Consider the following 24,609-nt stretch of genomic DNA (forward strand, 5'->3'; position numbering starts at 1 on the left):
AACAATAGTGTTGGGTGGCGGCTCGCTAGACCGAGGAAGTATCCATGAAAGCTGATATCCATCCAGTTTACGAAGCCATTGACGCTACTTGCAGCTGCGGCAATGTCATCAAAACCCGTTCGACTCTCGCCCAGCCTCTGAGCCTGGACGTTTGCAACGAGTGCCACCCGTTCTACACTGGTAAGCAGAAGACTCTGGACGTTGGCGGCCGTGTCGACAAGTTCAAGTCGCGTTTCGGTGCGTTCGGCGCAACCAAAGCCAAGTAATGTTGGCCGCTCTGGGCTGGCTTTTGCGCTACTCCAGGCAGCTTGAAAAGGCACCCCTCGTGGGTGCCTTTTTTATGGCCGCGATATGGTCATCCGGTGCCCAGGCTTTCTGCCCTGCACCTCAAGGGCTCCCGGTCGCCCAGGTGCAACGGGTGGTGGATGGCGACACCTTGCGGCTTGCCGACGGACGCAATGTGCGGATGATCGGCCTCAATACCCCCGAAACCGGCAAGAACGGCCAGTCCGCCGAGCCTTTTGCCGTGGCCGCCCAGCGCCGCCTGCAGGCGCTGGTGGATGAAAGCGGTGGTCAGGTCAGTCTGCGGGTCGGTGAGCAGGCACAGGACCATTACGGTCGTACGCTGGCCAATGTCTATGGCCGCAACGGCGCCAATCTCGAAGCACAGATGCTGGGCGAAGGCCTGGGTTATCTGGTGGCGGTTGCGCCCAACGTGGCGCTGGTCGATTGCCAGAAAAGCGCCGAACTCAAGGCGCGTCAGGCCGGATTGGGCGTCTGGCGTAATGCACAGGTCCAGCCAGCAGGGCAGATCGACAAAGGCGGCTTTGCCCTGGTTTCCGGACAGGTTCAGGGGGTGCAGCGCAATCGCGGCGGTATCTGGATCGAGCTGTCGGACTCTGTGGTATTGCGCATCGCTCCCAAGCAGATTCCTCTGTTCGATTCCAGCCTGCTTGATCGCCTCAAAGGCAAGCAGATCGAGGCGCGCGGCTGGGTGGTGGACCGTTCCCGGCGCGGTGGTCTAGAGTCAGGACAGGCGCGCTGGATGATGCCGATTACCCATCCGGTCATGCTGAGCTTGTCGAGTCGCTAGCATTCATTGCCCGAATCCGGCTTTTTACTGATCAGTGGTCCGCAGTTTTCTGTTCCGGGCCTCTAAGCGTAAAGTCTATACCTGCGCCTATTGACAGCAGTGACTGGTCAGTCTTGTTAGGACTATGCATCTTGCGTATCCTCGGCGGTCCGTCTGTCCCACAGTAAAAAAAGCGGAATCCCTAAATGTCAGATTTGAAAACTGCCGCGCTCGAATACCATGCCAATCCACGTCCTGGTAAATTGAGCGTCGAACTCACCAAGCCGACCGCAACTGCTCGTGACCTGTCCCTGGCCTACAGCCCTGGCGTTGCTGAACCTGTGCGTGAAATTGCCCGTGATCCTGAACTTGCCTACAAGTACACCGGCAAAGGCAACCTGGTAGCAGTTATTTCCGATGGCACCGCGATCCTGGGCCTCGGCGATCTGGGCCCATTGGCTTCCAAACCGGTCATGGAAGGTAAAGGGGTTCTGTTCAAGCGTTTCGCCGGTATCGACGTTTTCGATATCGAAGTCGATTCCGAAAGCCCGCAAGCTTTCATCGACACTGTAAAACGCATCTCCATCACTTTCGGTGGCATCAACCTGGAAGACATCAAGGCACCCGAGTGCTTTGAAATCGAAAAGGCCCTGATCGAACAGTGCGACATCCCGGTTTTCCATGATGACCAGCACGGCACCGCCATCGTGACCGCAGCCGGCATGATCAACGCTCTGGAAATCGTGGGCAAAAGCCTGGATACCGCCAAGATCGTCTGCCTGGGCGCTGGCGCTGCTGCCATCTCCTGCATGAAGCTGCTGGTGAGCATGGGCGCGAAGATCGAGAACATCTTCATGGTTGACCGTACTGGCGTGGTTCACTCCGGCCGTACCGACCTGAACCAGTACAAGGCTGTGTTCGCCCACGCGACCGAAAAGCGCACCCTGAGCGAAGCTCTGGATGGCGCTGACGTGTTCGTTGGCTTGTCCGGTCCTAACCTGCTGAGCGCTGAAAACCTGAAGCTGATGGCCAAGGACCCGATCGTGTTCGCTTGCTCGAACCCTGATCCGGAAATCTCCCCAGAGCTGGCTCACGCTACCCGTGACGATGTGATCATGGCGACCGGTCGTTCCGACTACCCGAACCAGGTCAACAACGTGCTGGGCTTCCCGTTCATCTTCCGTGGTGCTCTGGACGTTCGCGCCAAGCGTATCAACGAAGAAATGAAAATCGCTGCTGCCAACGCCCTGCGCGAACTGGCCAAGCTGCCTGTTCCTCAGGAAGTCAGCGACGCCTACGGCGGCATCAAGCTGGAATTCGGTCGTGAGTACATCATTCCGAAACCAATGGACGCTCGCCTGCTGGGCCTGATCTCCGATGCAGTGGCCAAGGCTGCCATCGAGAGCGGCGTTGCTACCCAGCCGTATCCGAAGCACTACCCGCTGACCAGCGTGGATGATGTTTTCAAGGGTTGATTGCAGTTCCACAAAAAACCGGCCTTTTGGCCGGTTTTTTTGTGGAAGCGGCAAGTTAAAAGCCTCAAGCCTCTCTTGCAGCTTATAGCTTGCCGCTGAGGAGGGGGCTTAACCCCCCTCCCTCTCCCACAACGCATAATGAACCTGTCCAGCCTTTTTCTCGCGGTGCAGTCTCCAGTTGCCCGGCAGGCCGGTGGTGGAGGGCGCGTTTTCGCTTTCGGTGTAGATCCAGGCGTTTTCTGCCAGCCAGCCGCGGGATTCAAGCAGGGCGCAGGCCGAGGCCAGCAGGCCCTGGTGGAAAGGCGGGTCGAGGAAAACGACGTCGAACGGCGTTGCCACGGCTGTTTCCAGATGGCGCAGGGCGTCGGTCTGGGCAATCTGGCCTGTCGTGCAGTTCAGCAGGTTCAGGTTCTGGCGCAGGCTGGCGATGGCGGCAGCGTTGCTGTCCAGCGCCAGGCCCATGCTGGCACCACGCGACAGGGCTTCGAAGTACAACGCACCGCTGCCGGTGAAGACATCCAGCACCTTGGCGCCCGCGATATAGGGCGACAGCCAGTTGAACAGGGTTTCGCGCACGCGATCGGGTGTCGGGCGCAAGCCGGGTGCGTCGGGGAAGGTCAGGCGACGGCTGCCCCATTCTCCCCCGATGATGCGAAGTTGGCCCAGGCCGTTATGGGTCTTCGGACGTGGATTGGCCATTAGTGCTCCGGAACCCCTGTAGGTCGTTGAACGGGTTTGTCGGTGGGCGGCGGCAGCGGCTTTTGTGGCACTGTCGGGCCAACCGTGACGATCACCATCTTGTCGGCGCTCAGGTGTTTGTTCATGGCGGTCTTGACCTGATCGACCGTCACGCTCTGGGCCTGAGTCATGTAGTCCTCAAGAAAGGTCAGCGGCAGGTCATAGAAACCGATGGAGCCCAACTGGCCGACAATCGCGGAGTTGTTGGCGGCGGTCAGCGGGAAGCTGCCGGTCAGCTCGCGTTTGACGTCGTCGAGTTCTTTCTGGGTCGGGCCATTGGCGAGGAAGTCACGCACGATGTCCTGGACCAGTTTCAGGGTGTTCTCGCTCATGTCTGCGCGGGTTTGCAGGCCGATCGTGAAAGGCCCCAGCGCCTGCATCGGGGAGAACCCGGACGACACGCCGTAGGTCAGGCCGCGCTTTTCGCGGACTTCAGTCATCAAGCGACTGCCGAAACCGCCACCGCCCAGGATCGAGTTGCCGATGCTCAGTGCCGCGTAGTCCGGGTCGTTACGATCGATACCGATCTGCGCCAGCATCAGGTGAGTCTGGTTGGAGGGGAACTCGATATGCGTGCTTGCAGGCTTGGGTTCGACAGCCTTGGCGATCTTCGGCAGTGCCGGGCCTTTTGGCAGCGACGCCGAGACCTGTGCGGCGATGGCTTGCGCTTCGTCCCGTGACAGGTCGCCGACTAGTGCGATGACCGCATTGCCAGCCGCATAGCCCTTGGCATGAAAGGCCTTGAGCTGGGCGAGGGTGATAGCGTTGATGCTTTTGGCATCTCCGTCACTTGGGTGTGCGTAAGGATGGTCACCGTACAGTTTCTTGAACAGTTCCTGACCGGCAATGGCGCCCGGGTTCTGCTTTTTCTGCTCGAAACTGGAGAGCAACTGGTTCTTGATGCGGGCCAGCGAGTCGGCAGGGAAAGTGGGTTTGCCCACGACCTCGCCGAACAGCTTCAAAGCCGGCTCGCGTTTGTCAGTGGCGCTGAGGCTGCGCAGCGAAGCCACGGCCATGTCGCGGTAGGAACCGTTGCCGAAATCGGCACCCAGGCCTTCAAAACCCTGGGCGATGGCGCTGACATCCTTGCCCTTGACGCCTTCATTGAGCATGGCGTTGGTCAGCAGTGCGATGCCGGGCGAGGCTTTGTCCTGGCTGCTGCCTGCGGCGAAGATCAGGCGCAGGTCGAACATCGGCAGTTCGCGGGACTCGACGAACAGCACCTTGGCGCCTTCGGCGGTGTTCCAGGTCTGGATGTTCAGCGTGCGACGGGCTGGGGTCTTGCCGTCCAGCTCTTTGAGAGTCTGCAACTGGCTGCCCAGTTGCGCAGGGGCTGGCGTGGTATCGCTGCCGGCTGCGTTGTCTGCCAGAGCCGGCTGGGCAACGAATGCGCCGAGCGAAACGCTCAGGGCCAGGCCCAGCAAGGCGTGACGGGGAGTATTGCGCTTGATCATTTGGCTTTCTCCTCAGGCAGAGCGTGTGCAACGCTGAGGCGTTCACGGGTGAAATAGGTGTTGGCGGCTTTCTGAATGTCTTCAGGGGTCACGCTTTGCAGGGCAGCCAGCTCTTCGTCGATCAGCTTCCAGGAAAGGCCGACGGTTTCCAGCTGGCCGATGGTGGTGGCCTGGCTGGTGATCGAATCGCGCTCGTAGACCACGCCGGCAATCACCTGGGCCCGCACGCGCTCCAGCTCTTCGGCCGACGGTGCCTTGGTTTTCAGGTCATTGAGCAGGCGCCAGATGCCAGCCTCGACATCGGCCAGGGTTTTTTTCTTCTGCACATTGGGGGTCGCGCTGATCATGAACAGGCTGTCGCCGCGCACGAAGGCGTTGTACATGGACGATGCGTTGGATACCAACTCTTCGCCACGCTCCAGGCGGGTCGGGATGCGTGCGCTGTAGCCGCCGTCGAGCAGAGCGGAGATCAGGCGCAGGGCATTGATAGAGCGCTGGTCCTCAGCAGTGCTCAGGCTCGGCACGTTGAAGCCGAAAAGCAGGCTTGGCTGCTGAGTCTTGACGTGCATGCTGATGCGGCGTTCGCCTGGCTCTGCCAGTTCCAGCGGTTTTTTCGCTGGCGGCACATCGCGGCGCGGGATCGAGCCGAAAAAGCGCTCGGCCAGGGCTTTGACTTCGTCAGGCTGTACATCGCCGACCACCACCAGCGTGGCGTTGTTCGGGGTGTACCAGGATTGGTACCAGTGACGCAGATCCTCGATCTGCATGCGGTCCAGGTCTTTCATCCAGCCGATGGTCGGCGTGTGATAGCCGCTGGCCGGGTAGGCCATGGCCTTGAAGCGCTCGAACACCTTGCTCATGGGCTTGTCATCGGTGCGCAGGCGGCGCTCTTCCTTGATGACTTCGATTTCGCGGCTGAATTCGTCTGCCGGCAGCTTCAGGGTGGCCATGCGATCGGCCTCCAGCTCCAGGGCCACGCTCAGGCGGTCGCGGGCCAGCACCTGATAGTAGGCGGTGTAGTCGTCGCTGGTGAAGGCGTTCTCTTCGGCGCCCAGATCCCGCAGGATCAATGAGGATTCGCCAGGACCTGTCTTGCTGCTGCCTTTGAACATCATGTGCTCAAGCGCGTGGGACAGACCGGTCTGGCCCGGCGTCTCGTAGCTGGAGCCGACCTTGTACCAGATCTGGGAAACGACCACCGGTGCGCGATGGTCTTCGCGGACGATGACTTTCAGGCCATTGCCCAGGGTGAACTCATGAGTAGGCTGTGGATCGGCGGCCAATGCTGTCAGGGGCAGACAAATCGTGCTGAGCAGCAGGCCAGCGGCGCGGCGGGCTAGAGCATTCATTCGTAATTTGAACCTGTAGGACTGCCCGCTTGAACTTAGCGTCGGCGGGCGCGGGGGTGTTAGGATACTGATCCGTTTGCGACAGAAACAGCCTTCATTAGCCAAGTGCGAGTGAAACCTGTTCAAATCGCGGTTAAACATCAGGCCAATCAAGACGGCCTAATGAACAAGCAGCCCTAAAAGCAGTCTTGGTAACATGTCAGAATTTTCCGAAGCGCTTCATGGCGTTTCGCTACCTTGAGATAGCCGTCCTCCATGTTTGGTTCCAACGACGACAAGAAGACCCCAGCCGCGGCTGGAGAAAAGAAAGGCCTGTTCGGATGGCTGCGTAAAAAGCCGCAGGAAGCCGTAGAACCTGCGCCAGAGTTATCCACAGCCCAGACCGAGCCGGTTACCGACGCGACGCCGCCTGTCGAGCCGCCACGCGCCCCTGAACCTTCACACGAAGCCGCCGCGCCAGAGCCTCATGGGCATGTGCAGCCGGGAGAGCCGGCTCCGCAGCCCTGGCTGACCTTGCCGGTGGCTGAAGAGCCCGTGGCCTTCACCGATGAGCGTGATGTCCATGTCACGCCGCCGATTGCGCAGCAGGTGCATGTGGCTCCCGAGCCTGTGATCGAGCCTGCTTCGCTGCCTGAAGCTGCGCCAGTCGTTGTGCCTGAGCCTGAGCCCGTTGCAGTGGTAACGCCGGTTGCCGCTCCTGTGGTGGAGCAGCCGGTTGCTCCTGTTGCCGCACCGGTCGCCGAGCCTGTTGCCGAAGCCGCGCCAGTTCCAGTCGACCCTGTAGTGGCCGAGGCCCCCAAGGCGGGCTTCTTCGCCCGCCTCAAGCAGGGGCTGTCGAAAACCAGCGCCAGCATTGGCGAAGGCATGGCAAGCCTGTTCCTGGGCAAAAAGGCCATCGACGATGATCTGCTGGAGGAAATCGAAACCCGCCTGCTGACCGCAGACGTGGGTGTCGAAGCCACCTCTGTGATTATCCAGAGCCTGACCCAGAAGGTTGCGCGCAAGCAGTTGACCGACGCTCAGGCACTGTACACCTCGCTGCAAGGCGAACTGGCGGCGATGCTCAAGCCTGTCGAGCAGCCTCTGGTCATCAAGGCCGAGCACAAGCCATTCGTGATTCTGGTGGTGGGCGTCAATGGCGCGGGCAAGACCACGACCATCGGCAAGCTGGCCAAGAAGCTGCAGCTCGAAGGCAAGAAAGTCATGCTGGCGGCGGGGGATACCTTCCGTGCCGCAGCGGTCGAGCAATTGCAGGTCTGGGGCGAGCGCAACCAGATACCGGTCATCGCCCAGCACACCGGTGCCGACTCGGCCTCGGTTATCTTCGATGCCGTGCAGGCCGCCAAGGCCCGTGGCGTCGATGTGCTGATCGCTGACACCGCAGGTCGTCTGCACACCAAAGACAACCTGATGGAAGAACTGAAAAAGGTTCGCCGGGTGATCGGCAAGCTGGATACCGAAGCGCCTCACGAAGTTCTGCTCGTACTGGACGCCGGCACCGGTCAGAACGCAATCAATCAGGCCAAGCAATTCAACCAGACGGTCTCCCTGACCGGCTTGGCGCTCACTAAACTCGATGGCACGGCAAAAGGCGGTGTGATCTTCGCCTTGGCCAAACAGTTCGGCCTGCCAATCCGTTATATCGGCGTGGGCGAGGGTATCGACGATTTGCGTACCTTCGAAGCCGAACCCTTTGTCCAGGCTCTGTTTGCGGAGCGGGAGCGTACATGATTCGTTTCGAGCAGGTCGGTAAGCGTTATCCGAATGGACATGTCGGATTGCATGAACTGAGCTTTCGAGTACGTCGCGGTGAGTTCCTGTTCGTTACCGGCCATTCCGGCGCCGGTAAAAGCACCTTGCTGCGCCTGTTGCTGGCCATGGAGCGCCCGACAACTGGCAAATTGATGTTGGCCGGTCAGGATCTCGGGCAGATCAGCAACGCCCAGATCCCGTTCCTGCGGCGTCAGATTGGTGTGGTGTTCCAGAACCACCAGTTGTTGTTCGACCGCACCGTTTTCAACAACATCGCACTCCCCTTGCAGATCCTGGGGCTGTCCAAGGTCGATATCGCCAAGCGTGTGGATTCGGCGCTGGAGCGCGTAGCCTTGTCCGACAAGGGCGAGCTGTATCCCGGCGACCTGTCCACCGGTCAGCAACAGCGCGTCGGTATTGCCCGTGCCATCGTGCATCGCCCGGCCTTGCTACTGGCCGATGAACCCACCGGTAACCTCGACCCACGATTGGCTGCTGAAATCATGGGCGTGTTTGAAGATATCAACCGGCTGGGCACCAGTGTATTGATCGCCAGTCACGATCTGGCACTGATCGCACGTATGCGTCATCGCATGCTGACTTTGCAACGCGGTCGTCTGATCGGTGACGGGGAGGCCGGAGCATGAGTGCCACTCGCAGCCCCAAGGTTTCGGATCGCGTCGCGCCAAAGGCCGCAGATCCAGAACCCCAGAAACAGAAGAAGCGCCAGGATCACGATGATGACGGTCCGGACTTCAACACCCTGCTGGCGGCTTGGCTGGAAAGCCATCGCTCCAGCCTGCTCGACAGCCTGCGCCGTCTTGGCAAGCAGCCAATCGGCAGTTTCTTCACCTGTCTGGTGATGGCGATTGCCCTGAGCCTGCCCATGGGGCTGTCATTGCTGCTGAACAATGTCGAGCGCCTGGGCGGTTCCTGGCAGCGTGCGGCGCAGATCTCGATCTACATGCACCTGAACGCCAATGCGGCGGATGGTGCCCGTTTGCGTGACGAAATCAAGGCCATGCCCGGCGTTGCCGAAGCCGAGTACATCAGCAGCGAGCAGGCTCTGGGCGAGTTCCAGCAGCAGTCCGGGCTGGGTGAGGCGCTCAAGGAATTGCCACAGAACCCGTTGCCGGGTGTGGTGCTTGTAACGCCGACGGAAGTCGACAAGCCGGCACTTGAAGCCCTGCGTGCCCGACTGGCCGAACTGCCTAAAGTGGAGCAGGCTCAGCTCGATCTGGTCTGGGTGGAGCGTCTGGCGGCGATTCTCAAGCTGGGTGACCGTTTTGTCTTCGGCTTGACGGTCTTGCTGGTTTCCGCTTTGCTGCTGGTGATCGGTAACACCATCCGTCTGCATATTGAAAACCGTCGTACCGAGATCGAAGTCATCAAACTGGTCGGCGGTACAGACAGCTATGTGCGCAGGCCTTTCCTTTATATGGGCGCGCTGTATGGTTTTGGGGCGGGTTTCCTGTCCTGGGGCGTGCTGGCGTTCGGCCTGAACTGGCTGAATGACTCGGTCGTCGGGCTGGCTGGCCTGTACGGGAGCGACTTCGCGCTGGCGGGTGTTCCGTTGGCCGATGGTCTGTCGCTCTTGCTTGGAGCGGTCTTGTTAGGGTATATCGGTGCTTGGATTGCGGTCGCCCGCCATTTGCGAGAGCTGGCGCCACGTTAAAGTGAATTTTGTTTAACCCATTGACTTTTCAGCGGAGGGAACTTGTCTAGCGGTTCCCGGTCAATTTTCGCAGTGCTGAACTGCACGAGTCATGAGTTGGAGGTTTTTCCCGTATGACCACTTCTTTGCAACCTGCATATGCCTTAGTCCCGGGTGCGAACCTGGAGGCTTACGTGCACACGGTGAACAGCATTCCCTTGCTGACGCCTGAGCAGGAGCGTGAACTGGCTGAGAGTCTCTACTATGAACAGGATCTGGATGCGGCTCGTCAGATGGTCCTCGCCCACCTGCGTTTCGTTGTACACATCGCACGCAGCTATTCGGGTTACGGTCTGGCACAGTCCGACCTGATCCAGGAAGGCAACGTTGGCCTGATGAAGGCTGTAAAGCGCTTCAACCCGGAAATGGGTGTGCGTCTGGTGTCGTTTGCCGTGCACTGGATCAAGGCGGAAATCCACGAGTTCATCCTGCGCAACTGGCGTATCGTCAAGGTCGCCACGACCAAGGCGCAGCGCAAACTGTTCTTCAACCTGCGCAGCCAGAAAAAGCGTCTGGCATGGCTGAACAACGATGAAGTGCATCGCGTGGCCGAAAGCCTTGGTGTTGAGCCTCGTGAAGTCCGCGAGATGGAAAGCCGCCTGACCGGCCAGGACATGGCGTTCGATCCGGCGTCGGAAGCCGATGACGACAGCGCATTCCAGTCGCCGGCCAACTACCTGGAAGACCATCGTTACGATCCTGCGCGTCAGTTGGAAGATTCCGACTGGAGCGACAACTCCACGGCCAATCTGCATCAGGCCCTGGATGTACTGGACGAGCGTAGTCGCGACATCCTCTACCAGCGCTGGCTGGCAGAAGAAAAAGCCACGCTGCACGATCTGGCGCAGAAGTACAACGTCTCCGCCGAGCGTATTCGCCAGCTCGAGAAGAGCGCGATGAACAAGCTCAAGACCTCGATAGCCGCGTAATACGCAAAACGCCCTGATAACCTCAGGGCGTTTTTGTATCTATTTCGCGAATGAATTTGTTCCTGCCGTAGGAGCAAATTCATTCGCGAAGACAGTCAGTCACAGTTTGCGACTACTGTTCAACCCCGCCAGATACCCATCCCCACCCAACTGACGCATCTGCTGACGAATCCAGCCTGCGCGACGTGAGACATAGCTACTGGGGTGGCTGGCGCTCCATTGGCGCGGGTTGGGCAGTACGGCGGCCAGGTAGCTGGCCTGTTGCGTCGACAGGGCGCTGGCGTTGATGCCGAAGTGATGCTGCGCGGCAGCCTGTGCGCCGAATACGCCTTCATCCCACTCGACGCTGTTGAGGTACACCTCAAGAATGCGTTCCTTTGACCAAAGCAGCTCGATCAGGGCCGTGAACCAGGCTTCCAGCGCCTTGCGCAGATAGCTGCGGCCCGACCACAGAAACAGGTTCTTTGAAACCTGCTGGCTCAGGGTGCTGGCCCCGCGTATCGAACCGCCGCGCTCGTTGTGCAGGATCGCCGCCTGAATGGCGCTGATATCAAAACCCCAGTGCTCGGCGAACTTCTGGTCTTCACCGGCAATGACCGCGATTTTCAGATTGTCGGAAATCTTGTTCCACGGCTGCCAGGAGCGCTGCAGGTCAATGGGCTCGCCATCGACCCATGATTCAATCTTGCGCTCGATCATCAGCGCCGTACCCGGTGGTGGCACCCAGCGCAGGACAAGAACGAGAACGAAACTGCCCGCTGCGAACCACAGCAGGATTTTGGCGACACGATGCAAGAGAAAACGCAGCATAGAGATGGCTTGGCCGAACCCGTTGAGCGGGCCATTATACAGACCGTGCGCCATTGGACGATTTTTGACTGGAGATCCTTGATGCTTCGTAGCTTCTTGATGCTTGCTGCCTTTTTCGGTTTTACCGGCGTAGCCCTCGGCGCATTCGCTGCCCACGGCCTCAAAGGTCGCCTGAGCCCCGAGTATCTGGCGATTTTTCACACCGGTGTGCTTTACCAACTGGTGCATGCGCTGGCCTTGCTGGGCGTGGCTGTACTCGCGGCCCAGATTCCCGGTCGATTGGTCACCTGGGCCGGCTTTTCCTTTGCCATCGGCATCGTGCTGTTTTCCGGCAGCCTGTATGCGCTGACCCTCAGCGGCATCGGCAAACTGGGGATCGTGACGCCGTTCGGCGGTCTGGCTTTCCTGATCGGTTGGCTGACCCTGGGCATTGCGGCCTGGCGTCTGGGTGGCGTATCCCAGTGAACACCAGTCGCGCTTGAGACGAATGGCTCGGCTTTGCCTTGGTCATACCGGCTGATCGGGCTAGAATGCTGGCCCCTAAAATGATGGCTGCTATCGCGCATGCACATTCAGTTGAACGGTGAATCCTTTGAAGTGCCCGACGGTGAAACCGTCGCGGCGTTGTTGGCTCGTCTGGATCTTGCCGGACGCCGGGTAGCCGTCGAGCTGAACCTGGATATCGTGCCCCGCAGCCAGCATGAATCCACAGTCCTGCGCGAAGGCGATCAGGTCGAAGTGGTCCATGCCATCGGCGGCGGCTAGCCCCGGCACAGCAATGACCCCCTTGTGCGAGTTAAAGAGGATTTCCGATGAGCAATGTTCGCAGCGACAAGCCATTCATCCTGGCCGGTCGGACCTTTGAGTCGCGTCTGCTGGTAGGCACCGGCAAGTACGCGGATATGGAACAGACCCGCCTGGCCATCGAAGCCTCGGGGGCTGAAATCGTCACGGTAGCCGTGCGGCGTACGAACCTGGGCCAGAACCCGGGCGAGCCGAACCTGCTGGACGTCCTGCCGCCGGACCGCTACACCATTCTGCCCAACACGGCGGGCTGCTTCGATGCTGTCGAAGCGGTGCGTACCTGCCGTCTGGCCCGCGAACTGCTCGACGGGCGCAATCTGGTGAAGCTGGAAGTGCTGGCAGACCAGAAAACCCTGTTCCCCAACGTGATCGAAACCCTCAAGTCTGCCGAAGTGCTGGTCAAGGACGGTTTCGACGTGATGGTCTACACCAGCGACGACCCGATCATCGCCCGTCAACTGGCGGAAATCGGCTGCATCGCCATCATGCCGCTGGCCGGCCTGATCGGTAGCGGTCTGGGAATCTGCAACCCGTACAACCTGCAGATCATCCTGGAAGAAACCAAGGTGCCCGTGCTGGTGGATGCCGGTGTCGGTACTGCCTCCGACGCAACCATCGCCATGGAGCTGGGTTGCGAAGCCGTGCTGATGAACTCGGCCATCGCCCACGCTCAGCAGCCGGTCATGATGGCCGAGGCCATGAAGCACGCTGTAATTGCCGGTCGTCTGGCGTACCTCGCCGGGCGTATGCCAAGAAAACTCTATGCCAGCGCATCTTCGCCGCTGGATGGCCTGATCAAGTAAGAGCCCGTTGATGACTGATTCGCACGTTCCACACCCAGAGTCGCCTGCTACCGAAGAAGGCGAAGAGCGCCATCACCGCCGCATCAAGAGCTTCGTGATGCGCGCCGGTCGCATGACCGAAGGCCAGCAGCGCGGTCTGGATCAAGGTCTGCCGAAGTTCGGGTTGCAGTTGACTGACGCCCCGGTGGATTTCGATCAGGTGTTTGGCCGTTCAGCGCCGCGCACTCTGGAAATCGGTTTCGGCATGGGCCACTCGCTGCTGGAAATGGCGGCGGCTGCGCCCGAGCACGACTTTATCGGTGTCGAAGTGCATTCGCCGGGTGTGGGCGCGTTGCTCAATGGCGCGCTGACTCAAGGCCTGACCAACATTCGGGTCTACGATTGCGATGCCATCGAAGTGCTGAACCGCTGCATCGCCGATAACAGCCTTGATCGTCTGATGCTGTTCTTCCCGGACCCATGGCACAAGAGCCGTCACCACAAGCGCCGCATTGTGCAGCCCGAGTTTGCGGCACTGGTGCGCAGCAAGTTGAAGGTCGGTGGCGTGTTCCACATGGCTACCGACTGGGGCCCGTACGCTGAATACATGCTGGAAGTGATGAGTGCTGCGCCTGGTTATCGCAATCAGGCAGCAGACAACCAGTATGTTCCGCGCCCGGCCGAGCGTCCGATCACCAAGTTCGAGCGCCGTGGTGAGCGCTTGGGGCATGGTGTGTGGGATCTGAAGTTCGAGAAGCTGGCTTAAAACCGGTTCGCGAATGAATTCGCTTCCACAGACTGATGTGGGGGCGAATTCATTCGCGAAGAAAAACTATTTACGATCCGCAATCACACCGATCAACACCAGTACCACCAACAAGACCGGCGCCAGGCTGTAGTTGTTGAACTGGCTCAGGCCGCGCACCACCCATGGCGTGGCATAGATCAGCGCCAGACCACTGCCGATAGTGCACAGCAGGGCCAGAAGCGGGATGCGCAATGCACCTGTCATGCTGCTGATGCGCTGTTCGATCCACACCTTGAAGTCCGAACCGAACAGCACCAGCAGGCAGCCCACAAGTGCCAGTGCAATTTCTGACAGGTTGTTGCGACTCCATCGCGAGACGGTGGCGAGCAGATCGAGTATGAGATCCATGCAGGGTCCTTAGGTCAGAAAGTATTGCAGCAAGTCATTGAGAAAAAGCTGGCCTTGCGGGGTCGCAACCAGACGTGTCGGGTCGGCCTGCAGCAGGCCGCGTCGTTCGGCTTGCTGGCGGGCGCTGGCCAGTGAATCGACGCTTAGACCTGTTCTTTCGCGAAATAATGCAGCGTCCACACCATTTGTGAGGCGCAGCGCATTCATCAGGAACTCAAAAGGCAATTCCTCGACGCTCAACAGCTTGGAGCCGGCCCGGAACGGCTTTTTCGGATTGAGGTAATCCTTGGGCAGCCGGGTCTTCCAGGTGCGCACAATGCGGCCGTCTGGATGGCTGAGTTTGCCATGGGCACCTGCACCGATACCGATGAAGTCCCCGAAACTCCAGTAATTGAGGTTATGCCGTGCTGCCTTGCCGGGCTGGGCATAGGCCGAGACTTCGTACTGCGCATAGCCGCTGTCAGCCAGCAGTTGCTGACCCGTTTCCTGAATATCCCAGAGGATGTCGTCTTCGGGCAGGACTGGCGGCTGGTTCCAGAAAACGGTGTTGGGCTCCAGCGTCAACTGGTACCAGGACAGATGCGTCGGTGCCAGTGCGATAGCCTGGCGCAGGTCGTTCAAGGCTTCGTCCTGAGACTGATCTGGCAGGCCGTGCATCAGGTCCAGGTTGAAGTTGTCGAAGCCGGCCATGCGCGCCATGTCAGCGGCGCGAATGGCCTCGTCACTGTTGTGAATCCGCCCCAGCGCCTTGAGCTTGGCTTCCTGAAAACTCTGGATGCCGATGGACAGCCGGTTGATGCCCAGTCCGCGATAGGCGCTGAATTTGACCTGCTCGAAAGTGCCGGGGTTGGCTTCCAGAGTGATTTCGATGTCGCTGGCAAACGGGATGCGCTGCTCGACACCGGCCAGCAGCCGGCCCAAGGCTTCGGCGCTGAACAGGCTCGGCGTACCGCCGCCAAAGAAGATCGAGCGCAGTTCACGGCCATGGACGTGAGGCAGGTCCTGATCCAGGTCTGCCAGCAGCGCATCGACATATTCCTGCTCCGGCAGCACCGGGCTTGCGGTGTGGGAGTTGAAGTCGCAGTACGGGCATTTGCGCACGCACCACGGGATATGGATGTACAGCGACAACGGTGGCAGTTGCGGCAGGGCAGCCCTTGGGCTTTCGGACGAAAAGCCAGCCTCACCCAGAAACAGGGGCTGCGCAGGTGGATCGTGGATCATTGCAGACCCAGGCGCTGACGCAGTATGGCCATGGCGCGGGCGCGATGGCTGAGCTGGTTTTTCTCCGTCGGGCTCAGCTCGGCGCTGGAGCAGTTGCGCTCGGGCACCCAGAACAGAGGATCGTAACCGAAGCCATGTTCGCCGCTGGCCGCATGCAGGATGCGCCCGTGCCACAGGCCTTCGCAGAGGATCGGCAAGGGATCGTCGGCATGGCGAACCAGTGCCAGCACACAGACGAATTGCGCACCGCGTTGCTCGTCTGGCACGTCTTTCAGAACGTCCAGCAGCTTGGCGTTATTGGCCGCGTCACCCTTGCCGTCGGCGTAGCGTGCCGAGTAGATGCCCGGTGCGCCACCGAGAAAGTCCACCGCCAGTCCCGAGTCGTCGGCCAGTGCTGGCAGACCGGAAAGGCGCGAGGCATTGCGGGCCTTGAGAATCGCGTTCTCGACGAAGGACAGGCCGGTTTCTTCCGGCTCGACGTGGCTGAACTCGCCCACGGAGCGCAGTTGCACGCTGTCGCCCAGCATGGCCTGGAGTTCTTTGAGTTTGCCGCCGTTGTGGCTGGCCAATACAAGTTGCGTGAGGTTCATCATTGGCCTGGGAAAAGCTCTTGATTGAAACTGAAGCGATGGGTATCGCTGCCAGTCTTGACGTGAATGTCGAAGGTCCGGTTTTCCTGCTGCGGTACAGGGTATTGCGCGATGTAGTAGACCGCGCCGGGTTCGGTGACCTGCTTGAATCTCAAGGGGATCGAGGCGCTGGTCAGGTCTTTGACCGTACCGCTGACCTGTGCCGCCTGTGGCTTGCCATCCTTGATCACGGAAATATTGATCACGCCCTGGTTCTTGCTGCGGATCAGCTCGACGCCTTTGGCGATTTCCGGCTGCAGGAAGGTCGAGTTGAAGGTGGAGTAGTGAACGGTTGTGTCACCGAACCTTTCCTGTCGCTCGCCCTTGATGGCATCGGCTGCCAGCGCAGGCAGGCCCAGACAGGCAGTCAGCAGGAAAATGGCCAGGCGACTCATGTTCGTTCTCCTCCAGAAGCGGTGAATCAGACAGCGACCTGATGTTCCGGCAGGCCGGGGCTGCTGACCCGGTAAATGCCGATTTCACCCAACAGATTAGGCCATAGCTTGCTGGCCCACCCATGGCGGTGCTGTTGATCGACGGCAAGCCTGTCGATCACCTGTGCCTCGCGCTCGCGGCACAGCTCTTCAAAGTCTTCAAAGGTGCAGAAGTGAATGTTCGGCGTGTTGTACCAGGTGTACGGCAGGAACTCGGATACTGGCATGCGGCCCTTGCTCGCCAGGTACCAGCGGCAGCGCCAGTGGCCGAAGTTCGGGAAGGTGATGATGCACTGACGACCGACGCGCAGCATCTCGTCGAGGATGCGGTCCGGGTAGTGCACGGCTTGCAGCGCCTGGGTCATGACCACGATATCGAAGCTGTTGCTGGCAAAGTTGCCCAGGCCCTTGTCCAGGTCCTGCTCGATCACGTTGATGCCCTTGGCCACGCACTCGGCAATGTTGTCCGGGTCGTTTTCCAGGCCGTAGCCGGTGACCTGCTTGTTGTCACGCAACCAGGTCAGCAGTTCGCCATCGCCGCAACCCAGGTCGAGCACGCGGCTGCCAGCGGGAATCCATTCCTGGATGATCTCAAGATCGGCTCTCATGGCGTCCTCACAACGAAATTCGGTTCATGTAGTTACCGAAAGCCTGCAGGTAGCGCGGGATCGGGATCAGGAAGGCGTCGTGCCCTTGAGGCGCGTCGATTTCCAGGTAGCAGACGTCCTTGCGGGCCGCCATCAAGGCGTCCACCAGTTCGCGCGAGCGGGCAGGCGAGAAACGCCAGTCGGTGGTGAAGGACATCACGCAGAACTTCGCCTTGGCACTGGCGAAGGTCTGCGCCAGATTGTCATTGAAGTTCGCGGCCGGGTCGAAGTAGTCCAGAGCCTTGGTCATCAACAGATAAGTGTTGGCATCGAAACGACCGGAAAACTCTTCGCCCTGATAGCGCAGGTAGCTTTCGACCTGGAATTCCACGCTATGGAAGTCGTAGTTGAGTTTTTCACTCTTGAGGCCACGGCCGAACTTCTCGCCCATGGAGTCATCCGACAGGTAAGTGATGTGCCCGACCATGCGCGCCAGCATCAGGCCGCGTTTGGGGATCACGCCGATTTCCTGGAAGGAACCACCATGGAATTCAGGGTCGGTGAGAATCGCCTGACGCGCCACCTCGTTGAACGCGATGTTCTGTGCCGACAGCTTGGGTGCTGACGCGATTGCCAGGCAATGACGCACGCGATCCGGGTAGCTGATGGTCCATTGCAGCGCCTGCATGCCGCCCAGGCTGCCGCCGACAATGGCTGCCCACTGCTCGATACCCAGCAGGTCCGCCAGACGCGCCTGACTGTTGACCCAGTCTTCCACGGTCACGACAGGGAAATTGGCGCCGAAAGGCTTGCCGGTTTCCGGGTCGATGCTGCTGGGGCCTGTCGAGCCGTTGCAGCCGCCGAGGTTGTTCAGGCTGACCACGAAGAACTTGTTGGTATCGATAGGCTTGCCGGGACCGATGCAGCTGTCCCACCAGCCCGGCTTGCGGTCTTCAGTGCTGTGGAAACCCGCAGCGTGATGGTGCCCGGACAGCGCGTGACAGATCAGTACGGCGTTGCTGCGCGCAGCGTTGAGCTGGCCGTAGGTTTCATAGATGAGGTCGTAGGCTGGCAACGAACGACCGCAGGCCAGTGCCAGGGGTTCGCTGAAGTGCGCCAGTTGTGGTGTGACCAGACCGACAGAATCGTGGGGAAAGACCGTGGGCATCGACCCTGCTCTCGCTTGAATGAGGCGTAAGTCTAAAGATCGCGGGGGGTAGCGGCAACAGAGGAAATCTTTTCGCGGATGAATCCGCCCCCATGCACATCCTGTGGGGGCGAATTCATTCGCGAAAGAAACGTCAGATCAGCATGCGCAGAACCTGCGGCATCATGCTCATGGCTGCCAGGTTATTGATGACCAGCATGTCCAGCAGCTTGAGGGCCAGGAAGGCGAAGATCGGCGACAGGTCCAGGCCGCCCAGATTGGGCAGGAACTTGCGGAACGGTGCCAGTGCAGGCTCGCAGATCTGGTTGACCAGTTCGGCGCCCGGGTTGTGGCTGCCTGGTGCGACCCAGGACAGGATCACGCTGATGATCAGGGCAAAGAAGAATATCTTCAGGAACAGCGCCGTCACGCCAATGATCGCCCAGATCAGCAGGTGCAGCGGGTCACCGGTGGTGCCGTAGCTCAGCAGCAGGGTCAGGGCCATGAGGATCAGTTGCACGATGATCGCCAGTACCAGCGACGACATGTCCAGGCCGAACACGCTCGGAATGACCCGGCGCAGAGGTTTGAGCAATGGCTGTGTGGCTTTTACGGTGAACTGGCTCAGCGGGTTGTAGAAGTTCGCCCGTACCAGTTGCAGCACGAAGCGCAAGAGGATGATCAGCAGATAAAGACTGCCAATGGTTTGCAGGACGTAAATTGCAGCGGTGTTCAATCCAATCATCGATCTGCTCCGGAAAGCCTGGAAAATTATTTACCCAGTAATTCGGCCAATTCTGCCGAACGATTATCAGCGGCGCTGAGGGCCGTTTCTACCAGTGCTTCAAAACCGCCTGCCTGGAACGCCTTGATGGCGGCTTCCGTGGTGCCGGCAGGTGAGGTCACGCGGCGACGCAATTCGGCGGCATCCACATCACTGCCGGTTGCCATCAACGCGGCACCCAGAGCGGTTTGCAGGGTGAGCTTCTTGGCAACGTCTTCGGGCAGCCCCAGTTTTACGCCCGCCGCCGTCATTGCCTCGATCATCAGGAAGAAATACGCCGGGCCGCTACCGGAGACAGCGGTCACGGCATCCAGTTGTTTCTCTTCGTCCAGCCAGACCGCGATGCCCACCGCCGACAGCAATTGTTCGGCCTGCTCGCGTTGTGCGGCGCTGACCTTGTCGGTGGCATACAGGCCGCTGACGCCTTGGCGCAGCAACGCTGGCGTGTTGGGCATGCAGCGCACGATAGGCGACTCGCCCAGCCACTGGGTCATGCTGGCGCAGGTGATGCCTGCGGCAATGGAGACTATCAGTTGTTGAGGCTTGAGGCTTGGGCGCAGGGCTTCGCAGACGGTTTTCATCATTTGCGGCTTTACTGCCAGCAGCACGACATCCGCGCCTTCGATGGCTTCTGCGTTGTCGGCGACCACGGTGATGCCGTGCTCGGTTGCGATGCGCTCCCGGGTTTCGGCGCCCGGATCACTGGCGCGGATCAGTGCGGCTTCCACGCCCTGGGCGCGCAAGCCGCCGATCAGGCTGGCTGCCATGTTTCCGGCGCCGACAAAGGCGATACGAGTCTTGCTCATGAAAGAGATCCTTGTCTGTGGGTTATGGCTGGCCGTAGTCACGGGCGCCAAAAAGGGCAGTGCCGATCCGCACCCAGGTCGCGCCTTGGGCAATGGCGGCTTCCAGGTCGTGGCTCATACCCATGGAAAGTGTGTCCAGTGGCAGGTTCAGTTGTTCTTGCAGTGTACGGACAGCAGCAAAGGCAGCGTTCTGTTCGGCGCTGTCATCTGTGGGTTCGGGAATCGCCATCAGCCCGCGCAACTTTAGTCGGGGCAGTTCGTTGATGGCTGCCGCCAGGGCTGGCAGGTCCTGCGGCGTACAGCCTGACTTGCTCGCCTCGCCGCTGACATTGACCTGAATGCAGATATTGAGCGGCTCAAGGTGCTCGGGGCGTTGCTCTGACAGGCGTTGGGCGATTTTCAGGCGATCCACGGAATGTACCCAGGCGAAGTTCTCGGCGATAGCGCGCGTCTTGTTCGACTGAATGGGGCCGATGAAATGCCAACACAAGGGCAGGTCGGTCAATTCCTGCTGTTTGCCCAGGGCTTCCTGCAAATAGTTTTCGCCAAAATCGCGCAGGCCGGCGGCAAAGGCTTCACGCAGGTCGCCTGACGGCTTGGTCTTGCTGACGGCCAGCAGGCCGATTGCGGACGGGTTGCGTTGCGCTGCGTGTGCCGCTGCGCGAATTCGTTCTTCGAGCGTTGAAATGTTCGCTGCTATCGTGGACATTGATTTGCGCCAGCAGGGCTAAAGTCTGCGGCATTCTATGTGATTGAGGAGCTGTATGGATATTACCGAGCTGCTGGCTTTCAGTGCCAAACAGGGCGCGTCGGACTTGCACCTCTCTGCGGGGCTGCCGCCGATGATCCGTGTGGACGGCGATGTGCGGCGGATCAACCTGCCGCCGCTGGATGCCAAGGAGGTCAAGGCGCTGATCTACGACATCATGAACGACAAGCAGCGTCAGGCTTTCGAGGAGTCTCTGGAAACCGACTTTTCCTTTGAAGTGCCGGGTGTCGCCCGTTTTCGGGTCAACGCTTTCAATCAGAACCGTGGCGCAGGCGCGGTATTCCGGACCATTCCCTCCAAGATCCTGAGCATGGAAGACCTGGGCATGGGGGAAGTGTTTCGCAAGATTACCGACGTGCCTCGCGGCCTGATTCTGGTGACCGGGCCGACCGGTTCGGGCAAGTCGACCACGCTGGCGGCGATGATCGATTACCTGAACTGCAACAAGCATCACCATATCCTGACCATCGAAGACCCTATCGAATTCGTTCACGAATCCAAGAAATGCCTGGTCAACCAGCGTGAAGTGCATCGCGATACGCTGGGCTTTTCCGAGGCCTTGCGCTCGGCCCTGCGTGAAGACCCTGACGTGATTCTGGTGGGTGAGCTGCGCGACCTGGAAACCATTCGCCTGGCGCTGACTGCCGCTGAAACCGGCCACCTGGTCTTTGGCACCTTGCACACCACCTCGGCGGCCAAGACCATCGACCGCGTGGTCGACGTGTTCCCGGCGGAGGAGAAATCCATGATCCGCTCCATGCTTTCCGAGTCACTGCATGCCGTGGTTTCGCAGTCACTGCTCAAGAAAGTGGGGGGTGGGCGTGTGGCAGCTCACGAAATCATGATGGGCACGCCCGCGATTCGTAACCTGATTCGTGAAGACAAGGTGCCGCAGATGTACTCGGCCATCCAGACGGGGGGATCGGTGGGCATGCAGACGCTGGATATGTGTCTGGCAGATCTGGTGAAGAAAGGGCTGATTACCCGCGAGAGTGCGCGGGAGCGGGCCAAGGTGCCTGATAACTTCTGATTGAGGGGCCTGTCGATGAGACAGGCCTTCATGCGTTAGCGCTGGGCGAGGTGAATGGGCGCTGCCTGCTTGGGCAGAACGCGCTTGGCGATCTTGTAATGGCTGTTCCAGTACGGCTTTTTAAGCGTATCGACAGTCACTGCCTTGCCACGACGGGGTGCATGAACGAAGCGATCATTGCCCAGGTAGATGGCCACATGGTTGATCTTGCGGCTCTTGATGTTGAAGAACAGCAGGTCGCCCGGCTTCAGATCCTTGCGATCGACCTTCTGGCCATGGCCTTCAGCCATGGCATTGGAGGTACGGGGCAGATCGACTTCCTGCACATCATTGAAGGCGTATTTCACCAGCCCGCTGCAATCCAGACCTTTGCCCGGCGTGTTGCCGCCCCAGCGATAAGGGGTGCCGACCGCTTGCAAGGCACGCTTCACGACAGCATTGCCTTGTTTGGCATTTGTGGTCGATACGGCCTTGGTAGCTTTGACGGACTTGGCTGAATTCTTTCTTGGTGCCGGTATCTGAGTGTCGGTGGTACTTTGAAACTTTAGGGGGATAGAGGCTTCCAGTGGGATAGTGCGAGGCGTGATGACTGGAGAAAAGTGGCTCTTGGCGGTATAGCCGGTGAAGCTCGCAGGAAGCTGTTGCTCACGGTTGGTGGCGTGGGCGGCCAGAGGCATAAAAAGGCAAATGGTTAGCCATGTCTTGAAAAAGGGACGCATTTTGCAAGGCTCATAGTGGTCAGCGCGCAACTTTATAACAGCTTTTCGATCAAATCCGACCCCATTTGTCGACCCGATCACACTCGCATCGTTACGTTTTGTGCGACACACTCTTTCGGTTCTCGGCTCAATCCCTTTGCTGACAAGGGGTTGGCTCATCCACTAGCGACGTACTGCCATACGTCGGAACACCTCGTGGAAGTCACAAAACTCACACATATTTTTTTCTATCAGCTCAAAGAGGTAAGAAATGAACAGCTATCGTCCGGATACGCATAGCAAGCTTTTGGGGTATCTGCTGTGGATTGTCGGCTTTCTGGGGGCGCATCGTTTTTACTATGGCAAGCCGGTGACCGGGACTATCTGGTTCTTCACTTTCGGCTTGTTGGGGGTTGGCTGGTTGATCGATCTGTTTCTGATCCCGTCCATGGATCGCGAAGCCGACCTGCGCTTCACCCAGGGTTCGACCGATTACAACGTGGCGTGGCTGCTGCTGACCTTCCTGGGGATTTTCGGCGTACACCGCATGTATCAGGGCAAGTGGATTACCGGGTTTATCTATCTGCTGACAGGCGGGCTGTTTCTGCTGGGCGTGCTTTATGACTTCTGGACAATGAATAACCAGATATCCATCAAGAACGCGCAGCAGGCTCGTGCATGATGTGCGATTTTTAGAGCCATTGCCCGCTAGGGTAGGTGCGCAACTTTTTGCGCACTTTCTCTGAAGTAATGGCTGTTTTCTAACAGGATGGTGTTTGTTTTTTAATTATTTGATATGTATCGCTAATTTGTTTTTTACGCGTTTTTTGTTAATTCTTTGCAGTTCGACCGGTCTTTTTACTGCCTGGTCCCGCCATTTGATCAAGGAGAGTCCTTATGGCAAAGCGCATCCACGCCCCTCGTTCAGGTCTGAACGGTCTTGAGTTTCTTGTCCCTCTCAAACGGCCTTCTTTTGATCTCCTGGCGGGGAAGATGCTGCCATGACTGAGGCTGCTCAAAAGCGTGAAGCGCAGGTGGCGGTGGCACCGCTTAATACCATTGATGTCAAGGATGTCGGGACAGGGGCTGCAGTTTTCGACGCCTGGTTGCAGTCCATCAGCGGCGGAACCGTTACCCTCGAAGGGCTCAAAACCGTGGCAGGTTCATTGCCAGTGGTGGGGAATATCATGGCGCTGGTGGACGCGCTGGGCGATATCGTCACCCTGAGCCAGAGCAAGCAGCGCGATTTTTTCATGTGGGCCAGTCTGGGTATCAATCTGATCGGCGTACTGCCCGCACCTCCGAACATGGCTGCGGCGCGCATGAGTCTGCGCCCGACCCTGTTTCTGGTACGTCAGGAACTGCGTAACAGTGCCAAGACCCTACTGGGTGACTCGCTTATCGAAGTGATCATCGGGCATTTGAATGCCACGATTGTCGGCACCCTTGATGACTTTGTGACGCAGGCACAGTCCAAGTTGGCGGGCATCTTGAGTGATGCGGGTGAGTTAGGAGCCAAGGTTGTAGGCGAAATTGCCGACGGCCTTGAGGCACTGGTCAACGGCAAGCTGGATACCAAAGGTGATCGCCTTGCTGCTCGTCAGCAAGCCAGCGCGGCGGCCAGTCAGGTGCTCAACGACCCCAAGGCCGCTTTCAGCAATGTTTTCGGTGCTATGGCAAGTGCCTATAAATCCGTTGCCAAGGGCATGGCCAACAGTGCCGCGAACAATCTGTTGCCCGAGGACGCTAAAAAACGGGTCCTTACGCACACATCCTCCCTGCGTGCCATGGCCCCGGAGATTCGTACCCAGTTGAGCAAGCTGGGCGATGTGAGCACACAGCATTCAATTGGTTGGCTGCTGAATAACCTGTCGATTGCGGTACAGGCCTTTCGCAAGCGCAAGGCCCATGGGCAAAGCGCTAATGTCAAAAGCACAAGCGTCAGCGAGTCACGTCAACAGTTACCTGAGGGGCAGGCGGGGGTGGTCAACAGGCAGGCGCAAGCTGGCAGCGCTCCCAATCCAGAGAAAAACGAGGTTTGCTCTACCACCTGCAACAGCATCAGCTTCGCCCTCGGCTCCGAAACCTTCAGCCACACCGACTTCAGCCTGCCCGGTCCCTTTCCGATTCACTGGGCGCGCCTCTATAACTCGCGTTTGTCGGCCTACGATCAGGGCATCATGGGCGCACGCTGGATCAGCGAACTCACCACCCGCTTTGACCGGATCGATGACGGGCTGATGTTCCACGACGCCGATGGCCGCAGCCATGCCTGCCCGCTGCCTGCGGTGGGCTTGTTCCATTACGACGCCATCGAAAACGTCACCCTGGTACGGGCTAGTGAAGAGCAACTGGTGCTGTGTCGCGGCTTGGAACGCAAGGAAACCTACCTGCGCCACGGCCAGCACTATCGCCTGACCGGTATCGAGTTGCGCAACGGTGCCGGGGTGATGCTGCATTACGAGC

28 protein-coding genes are annotated in these 24,609 nt (G+C 59.3%); 14 read left to right on the forward strand and 14 right to left on the reverse strand.

Annotated features, from left to right (window positions below; translation table 11 throughout):
• The first annotated feature begins 44 nt into the window (after positions 1 to 44).
• The 3 genes from rpmE to CKW23_RS23550 all read left to right on the forward strand — a co-directional run bounded on the left by rpmE (position 45) and on the right by CKW23_RS23550 (position 2,547).
• Positions 45 to 266 (forward strand): 50S ribosomal protein L31, encoded by a 222-nt coding sequence (gene rpmE, locus CKW23_RS23540; RefSeq protein WP_025262296.1) that lies wholly within the window; start codon positions 45 to 47, stop codon positions 264 to 266.
• A 23-nt stretch (positions 267 to 289) separates the two neighbouring features.
• Positions 290 to 1,093 (forward strand): thermonuclease family protein, encoded by an 804-nt coding sequence (locus CKW23_RS23545; RefSeq protein ID WP_162883710.1) that lies wholly within the window; start codon positions 290 to 292, stop codon positions 1,091 to 1,093.
• A gap of 185 nt (positions 1,094 to 1,278) precedes the next feature.
• Positions 1,279 to 2,547, forward strand: a complete 1,269-nt coding sequence (locus CKW23_RS23550; RefSeq protein ID WP_025262294.1) for a malic enzyme-like NAD(P)-binding protein — start codon at positions 1,279 to 1,281, stop codon at positions 2,545 to 2,547.
• A 108-nt stretch (positions 2,548 to 2,655) separates the two neighbouring features.
• Here CKW23_RS23550 and rsmD read toward each other — a convergent pair whose 3' ends face one another.
• The 3 genes from rsmD to CKW23_RS23565 are packed head-to-tail and all read right to left on the reverse strand — an operon-like array spanning position 2,656 to position 6,088.
• Positions 2,656 to 3,246, reverse strand: a complete 591-nt coding sequence (gene rsmD / locus CKW23_RS23555; protein WP_025262293.1) for a 16S rRNA (guanine(966)-N(2))-methyltransferase RsmD — start codon at positions 3,244 to 3,246, stop codon at positions 2,656 to 2,658.
• Positions 3,246 to 4,739 carry a pitrilysin family protein gene (locus CKW23_RS23560; protein WP_025262292.1) on the reverse strand — a complete coding sequence of 498 codons (1,494 nt, stop codon included), beginning with the start codon at positions 4,737 to 4,739 and terminating at the stop codon, positions 3,246 to 3,248. The genes rsmD and CKW23_RS23560 overlap by 1 nt, the downstream gene beginning before the upstream one ends.
• Complete coding sequence (locus tag CKW23_RS23565; RefSeq protein ID WP_025262291.1) at positions 4,736 to 6,088, reverse strand: pitrilysin family protein; 1,353 nt, start codon at positions 6,086 to 6,088, stop codon at positions 4,736 to 4,738. The genes CKW23_RS23560 and CKW23_RS23565 overlap by 4 nt, the downstream gene beginning before the upstream one ends.
• A 255-nt stretch (positions 6,089 to 6,343) precedes the next feature.
• Between CKW23_RS23565 and ftsY the strand changes: the two genes are divergently transcribed.
• The 4 genes from ftsY (at position 6,344) to rpoH (ending at position 10,483) form a co-directional block, all read left to right on the forward strand.
• On the forward strand, positions 6,344 to 7,819 hold the full coding sequence (ftsY, locus tag CKW23_RS23570; RefSeq protein ID WP_025262290.1) for a signal recognition particle-docking protein FtsY: 1,476 nt from the start codon (positions 6,344 to 6,346) through the stop codon (positions 7,817 to 7,819).
• Positions 7,816 to 8,487 (forward strand): cell division ATP-binding protein FtsE, encoded by a 672-nt coding sequence (gene ftsE, locus CKW23_RS23575; protein WP_025262289.1) that lies wholly within the window; start codon positions 7,816 to 7,818, stop codon positions 8,485 to 8,487. The genes ftsY and ftsE overlap by 4 nt, the downstream gene beginning before the upstream one ends.
• On the forward strand, positions 8,484 to 9,515 hold the full coding sequence (ftsX, locus tag CKW23_RS23580) for a permease-like cell division protein FtsX (protein WP_025262288.1): 1,032 nt from the start codon (positions 8,484 to 8,486) through the stop codon (positions 9,513 to 9,515). Before ftsE ends, ftsX begins: the two co-directional genes overlap by 4 nt.
• Before the next feature lie 113 nt (positions 9,516 to 9,628).
• Positions 9,629 to 10,483, forward strand: coding sequence for an RNA polymerase sigma factor RpoH (gene rpoH / locus CKW23_RS23585; RefSeq protein WP_025262287.1), 855 nt, complete (start codon positions 9,629 to 9,631; stop codon positions 10,481 to 10,483).
• A 99-nt stretch (positions 10,484 to 10,582) separates the two neighbouring features.
• Here the strand turns inward: rpoH and mtgA are convergent, their stop codons facing one another.
• A complete protein-coding gene (gene mtgA, locus CKW23_RS23590; protein ID WP_025262286.1) occupies positions 10,583 to 11,293 on the reverse strand; it encodes a monofunctional biosynthetic peptidoglycan transglycosylase in 711 nt (236 codons plus the stop codon).
• A gap of 81 nt (positions 11,294 to 11,374) precedes the next feature.
• Here mtgA and CKW23_RS23595 point away from each other — a divergent pair, with 81 nt between their 5' ends.
• The 4 genes from CKW23_RS23595 to trmB all read left to right on the forward strand — a co-directional run bounded on the left by CKW23_RS23595 (position 11,375) and on the right by trmB (position 13,645).
• Positions 11,375 to 11,758 carry a DUF423 domain-containing protein gene (locus tag CKW23_RS23595; protein ID WP_025262285.1) on the forward strand — a complete coding sequence of 128 codons (384 nt, stop codon included), beginning with the start codon at positions 11,375 to 11,377 and terminating at the stop codon, positions 11,756 to 11,758.
• A gap of 99 nt (positions 11,759 to 11,857) precedes the next feature.
• Positions 11,858 to 12,058 (forward strand): sulfur carrier protein ThiS, encoded by a 201-nt coding sequence (gene thiS / locus CKW23_RS23600; RefSeq protein WP_025262284.1) that lies wholly within the window; start codon positions 11,858 to 11,860, stop codon positions 12,056 to 12,058.
• A 47-nt stretch (positions 12,059 to 12,105) separates the two neighbouring features.
• Positions 12,106 to 12,900: a thiazole synthase gene (locus tag CKW23_RS23605; RefSeq protein ID WP_095068441.1), complete on the forward strand. Its 795-nt coding sequence runs from the start codon at positions 12,106 to 12,108 to the stop codon at positions 12,898 to 12,900.
• A 97-nt stretch (positions 12,901 to 12,997) separates the two neighbouring features.
• Positions 12,998 to 13,645 carry a tRNA (guanosine(46)-N7)-methyltransferase TrmB gene (gene trmB / locus CKW23_RS23610; protein WP_213149637.1) on the forward strand — a complete coding sequence of 216 codons (648 nt, stop codon included), beginning with the start codon at positions 12,998 to 13,000 and terminating at the stop codon, positions 13,643 to 13,645.
• 66 nt (positions 13,646 to 13,711) lie between these two features.
• Here trmB and CKW23_RS23615 read toward each other — a convergent pair whose 3' ends face one another.
• The 9 genes from CKW23_RS23615 to CKW23_RS23655 all read right to left on the reverse strand — a co-directional run bounded on the left by CKW23_RS23615 (position 13,712) and on the right by CKW23_RS23655 (position 20,355).
• Positions 13,712 to 14,035 carry a DUF3392 domain-containing protein gene (locus CKW23_RS23615; protein ID WP_025262281.1) on the reverse strand — a complete coding sequence of 108 codons (324 nt, stop codon included), beginning with the start codon at positions 14,033 to 14,035 and terminating at the stop codon, positions 13,712 to 13,714.
• 9 nt (positions 14,036 to 14,044) lie between these two features.
• Complete coding sequence (gene hemW / locus CKW23_RS23620) at positions 14,045 to 15,259, reverse strand: radical SAM family heme chaperone HemW (protein ID WP_025262280.1); 1,215 nt, start codon at positions 15,257 to 15,259, stop codon at positions 14,045 to 14,047.
• On the reverse strand, positions 15,256 to 15,852 hold the full coding sequence (rdgB, locus tag CKW23_RS23625; RefSeq protein ID WP_038400085.1) for an RdgB/HAM1 family non-canonical purine NTP pyrophosphatase: 597 nt from the start codon (positions 15,850 to 15,852) through the stop codon (positions 15,256 to 15,258). Before rdgB ends, hemW begins: the two co-directional genes overlap by 4 nt.
• The gene (locus CKW23_RS23630; protein WP_095068443.1) at positions 15,849 to 16,283 is read right to left on the reverse strand and encodes a DUF4426 domain-containing protein; all 435 of its coding nucleotides are present in this window, start codon (positions 16,281 to 16,283) and stop codon (positions 15,849 to 15,851) included. The genes rdgB and CKW23_RS23630 overlap by 4 nt, the downstream gene beginning before the upstream one ends.
• 26 nt (positions 16,284 to 16,309) lie before the next feature.
• Entirely contained in the window at positions 16,310 to 16,930 is a 621-nt protein-coding gene (gene metW, locus CKW23_RS23635) for a methionine biosynthesis protein MetW (RefSeq protein ID WP_025262277.1), read from the reverse strand.
• 7 nt (positions 16,931 to 16,937) lie between these two features.
• A complete protein-coding gene (locus tag CKW23_RS23640) occupies positions 16,938 to 18,077 on the reverse strand; it encodes a homoserine O-acetyltransferase (RefSeq protein ID WP_025262276.1) in 1,140 nt (379 codons plus the stop codon).
• A 133-nt stretch (positions 18,078 to 18,210) separates the two neighbouring features.
• Entirely contained in the window at positions 18,211 to 18,801 is a 591-nt protein-coding gene (locus CKW23_RS23645) for a YggT family protein (protein WP_025262275.1), read from the reverse strand.
• Between the two features lie 26 nt (positions 18,802 to 18,827).
• Positions 18,828 to 19,646, reverse strand: coding sequence for a pyrroline-5-carboxylate reductase (gene proC / locus CKW23_RS23650; protein ID WP_025262274.1), 819 nt, complete (start codon positions 19,644 to 19,646; stop codon positions 18,828 to 18,830).
• A 22-nt stretch (positions 19,647 to 19,668) separates the two neighbouring features.
• Positions 19,669 to 20,355 carry a YggS family pyridoxal phosphate-dependent enzyme gene (locus CKW23_RS23655; RefSeq protein WP_025262273.1) on the reverse strand — a complete coding sequence of 229 codons (687 nt, stop codon included), beginning with the start codon at positions 20,353 to 20,355 and terminating at the stop codon, positions 19,669 to 19,671.
• A 55-nt stretch (positions 20,356 to 20,410) separates the two neighbouring features.
• Here CKW23_RS23655 and CKW23_RS23660 point away from each other — a divergent pair, with 55 nt between their 5' ends.
• A complete protein-coding gene (locus CKW23_RS23660; RefSeq protein ID WP_025262272.1) occupies positions 20,411 to 21,445 on the forward strand; it encodes a type IV pilus twitching motility protein PilT in 1,035 nt (344 codons plus the stop codon).
• A gap of 35 nt (positions 21,446 to 21,480) precedes the next feature.
• Here the strand turns inward: CKW23_RS23660 and CKW23_RS23665 are convergent, their stop codons facing one another.
• Positions 21,481 to 22,164 carry a C40 family peptidase gene (locus CKW23_RS23665; RefSeq protein ID WP_095068445.1) on the reverse strand — a complete coding sequence of 228 codons (684 nt, stop codon included), beginning with the start codon at positions 22,162 to 22,164 and terminating at the stop codon, positions 21,481 to 21,483.
• 250 nt (positions 22,165 to 22,414) lie between these two features.
• On the opposite strand from CKW23_RS23665, the gene CKW23_RS23670 reads away from it, so the two are divergent.
• Together CKW23_RS23670 and CKW23_RS23675 are read left to right on the forward strand one after the other, a co-directional pair.
• The gene (locus CKW23_RS23670) at positions 22,415 to 22,825 is read left to right on the forward strand and encodes a TM2 domain-containing protein (protein WP_025262270.1); all 411 of its coding nucleotides are present in this window, start codon (positions 22,415 to 22,417) and stop codon (positions 22,823 to 22,825) included.
• Positions 22,826 to 23,144: 319 nt separating this feature from the next.
• On the forward strand, positions 23,145 to 24,609 hold a 1,465-nt coding region (locus tag CKW23_RS23675), incomplete at its 3' end, for a DUF6531 domain-containing protein (protein WP_256590480.1).

This window comes from Pseudomonas sp. Irchel 3A18, assembly GCF_900187465.1.
Taxonomy (GTDB): Bacteria; Pseudomonadota; Gammaproteobacteria; order Pseudomonadales; family Pseudomonadaceae; genus Aquipseudomonas; species Aquipseudomonas cichorii.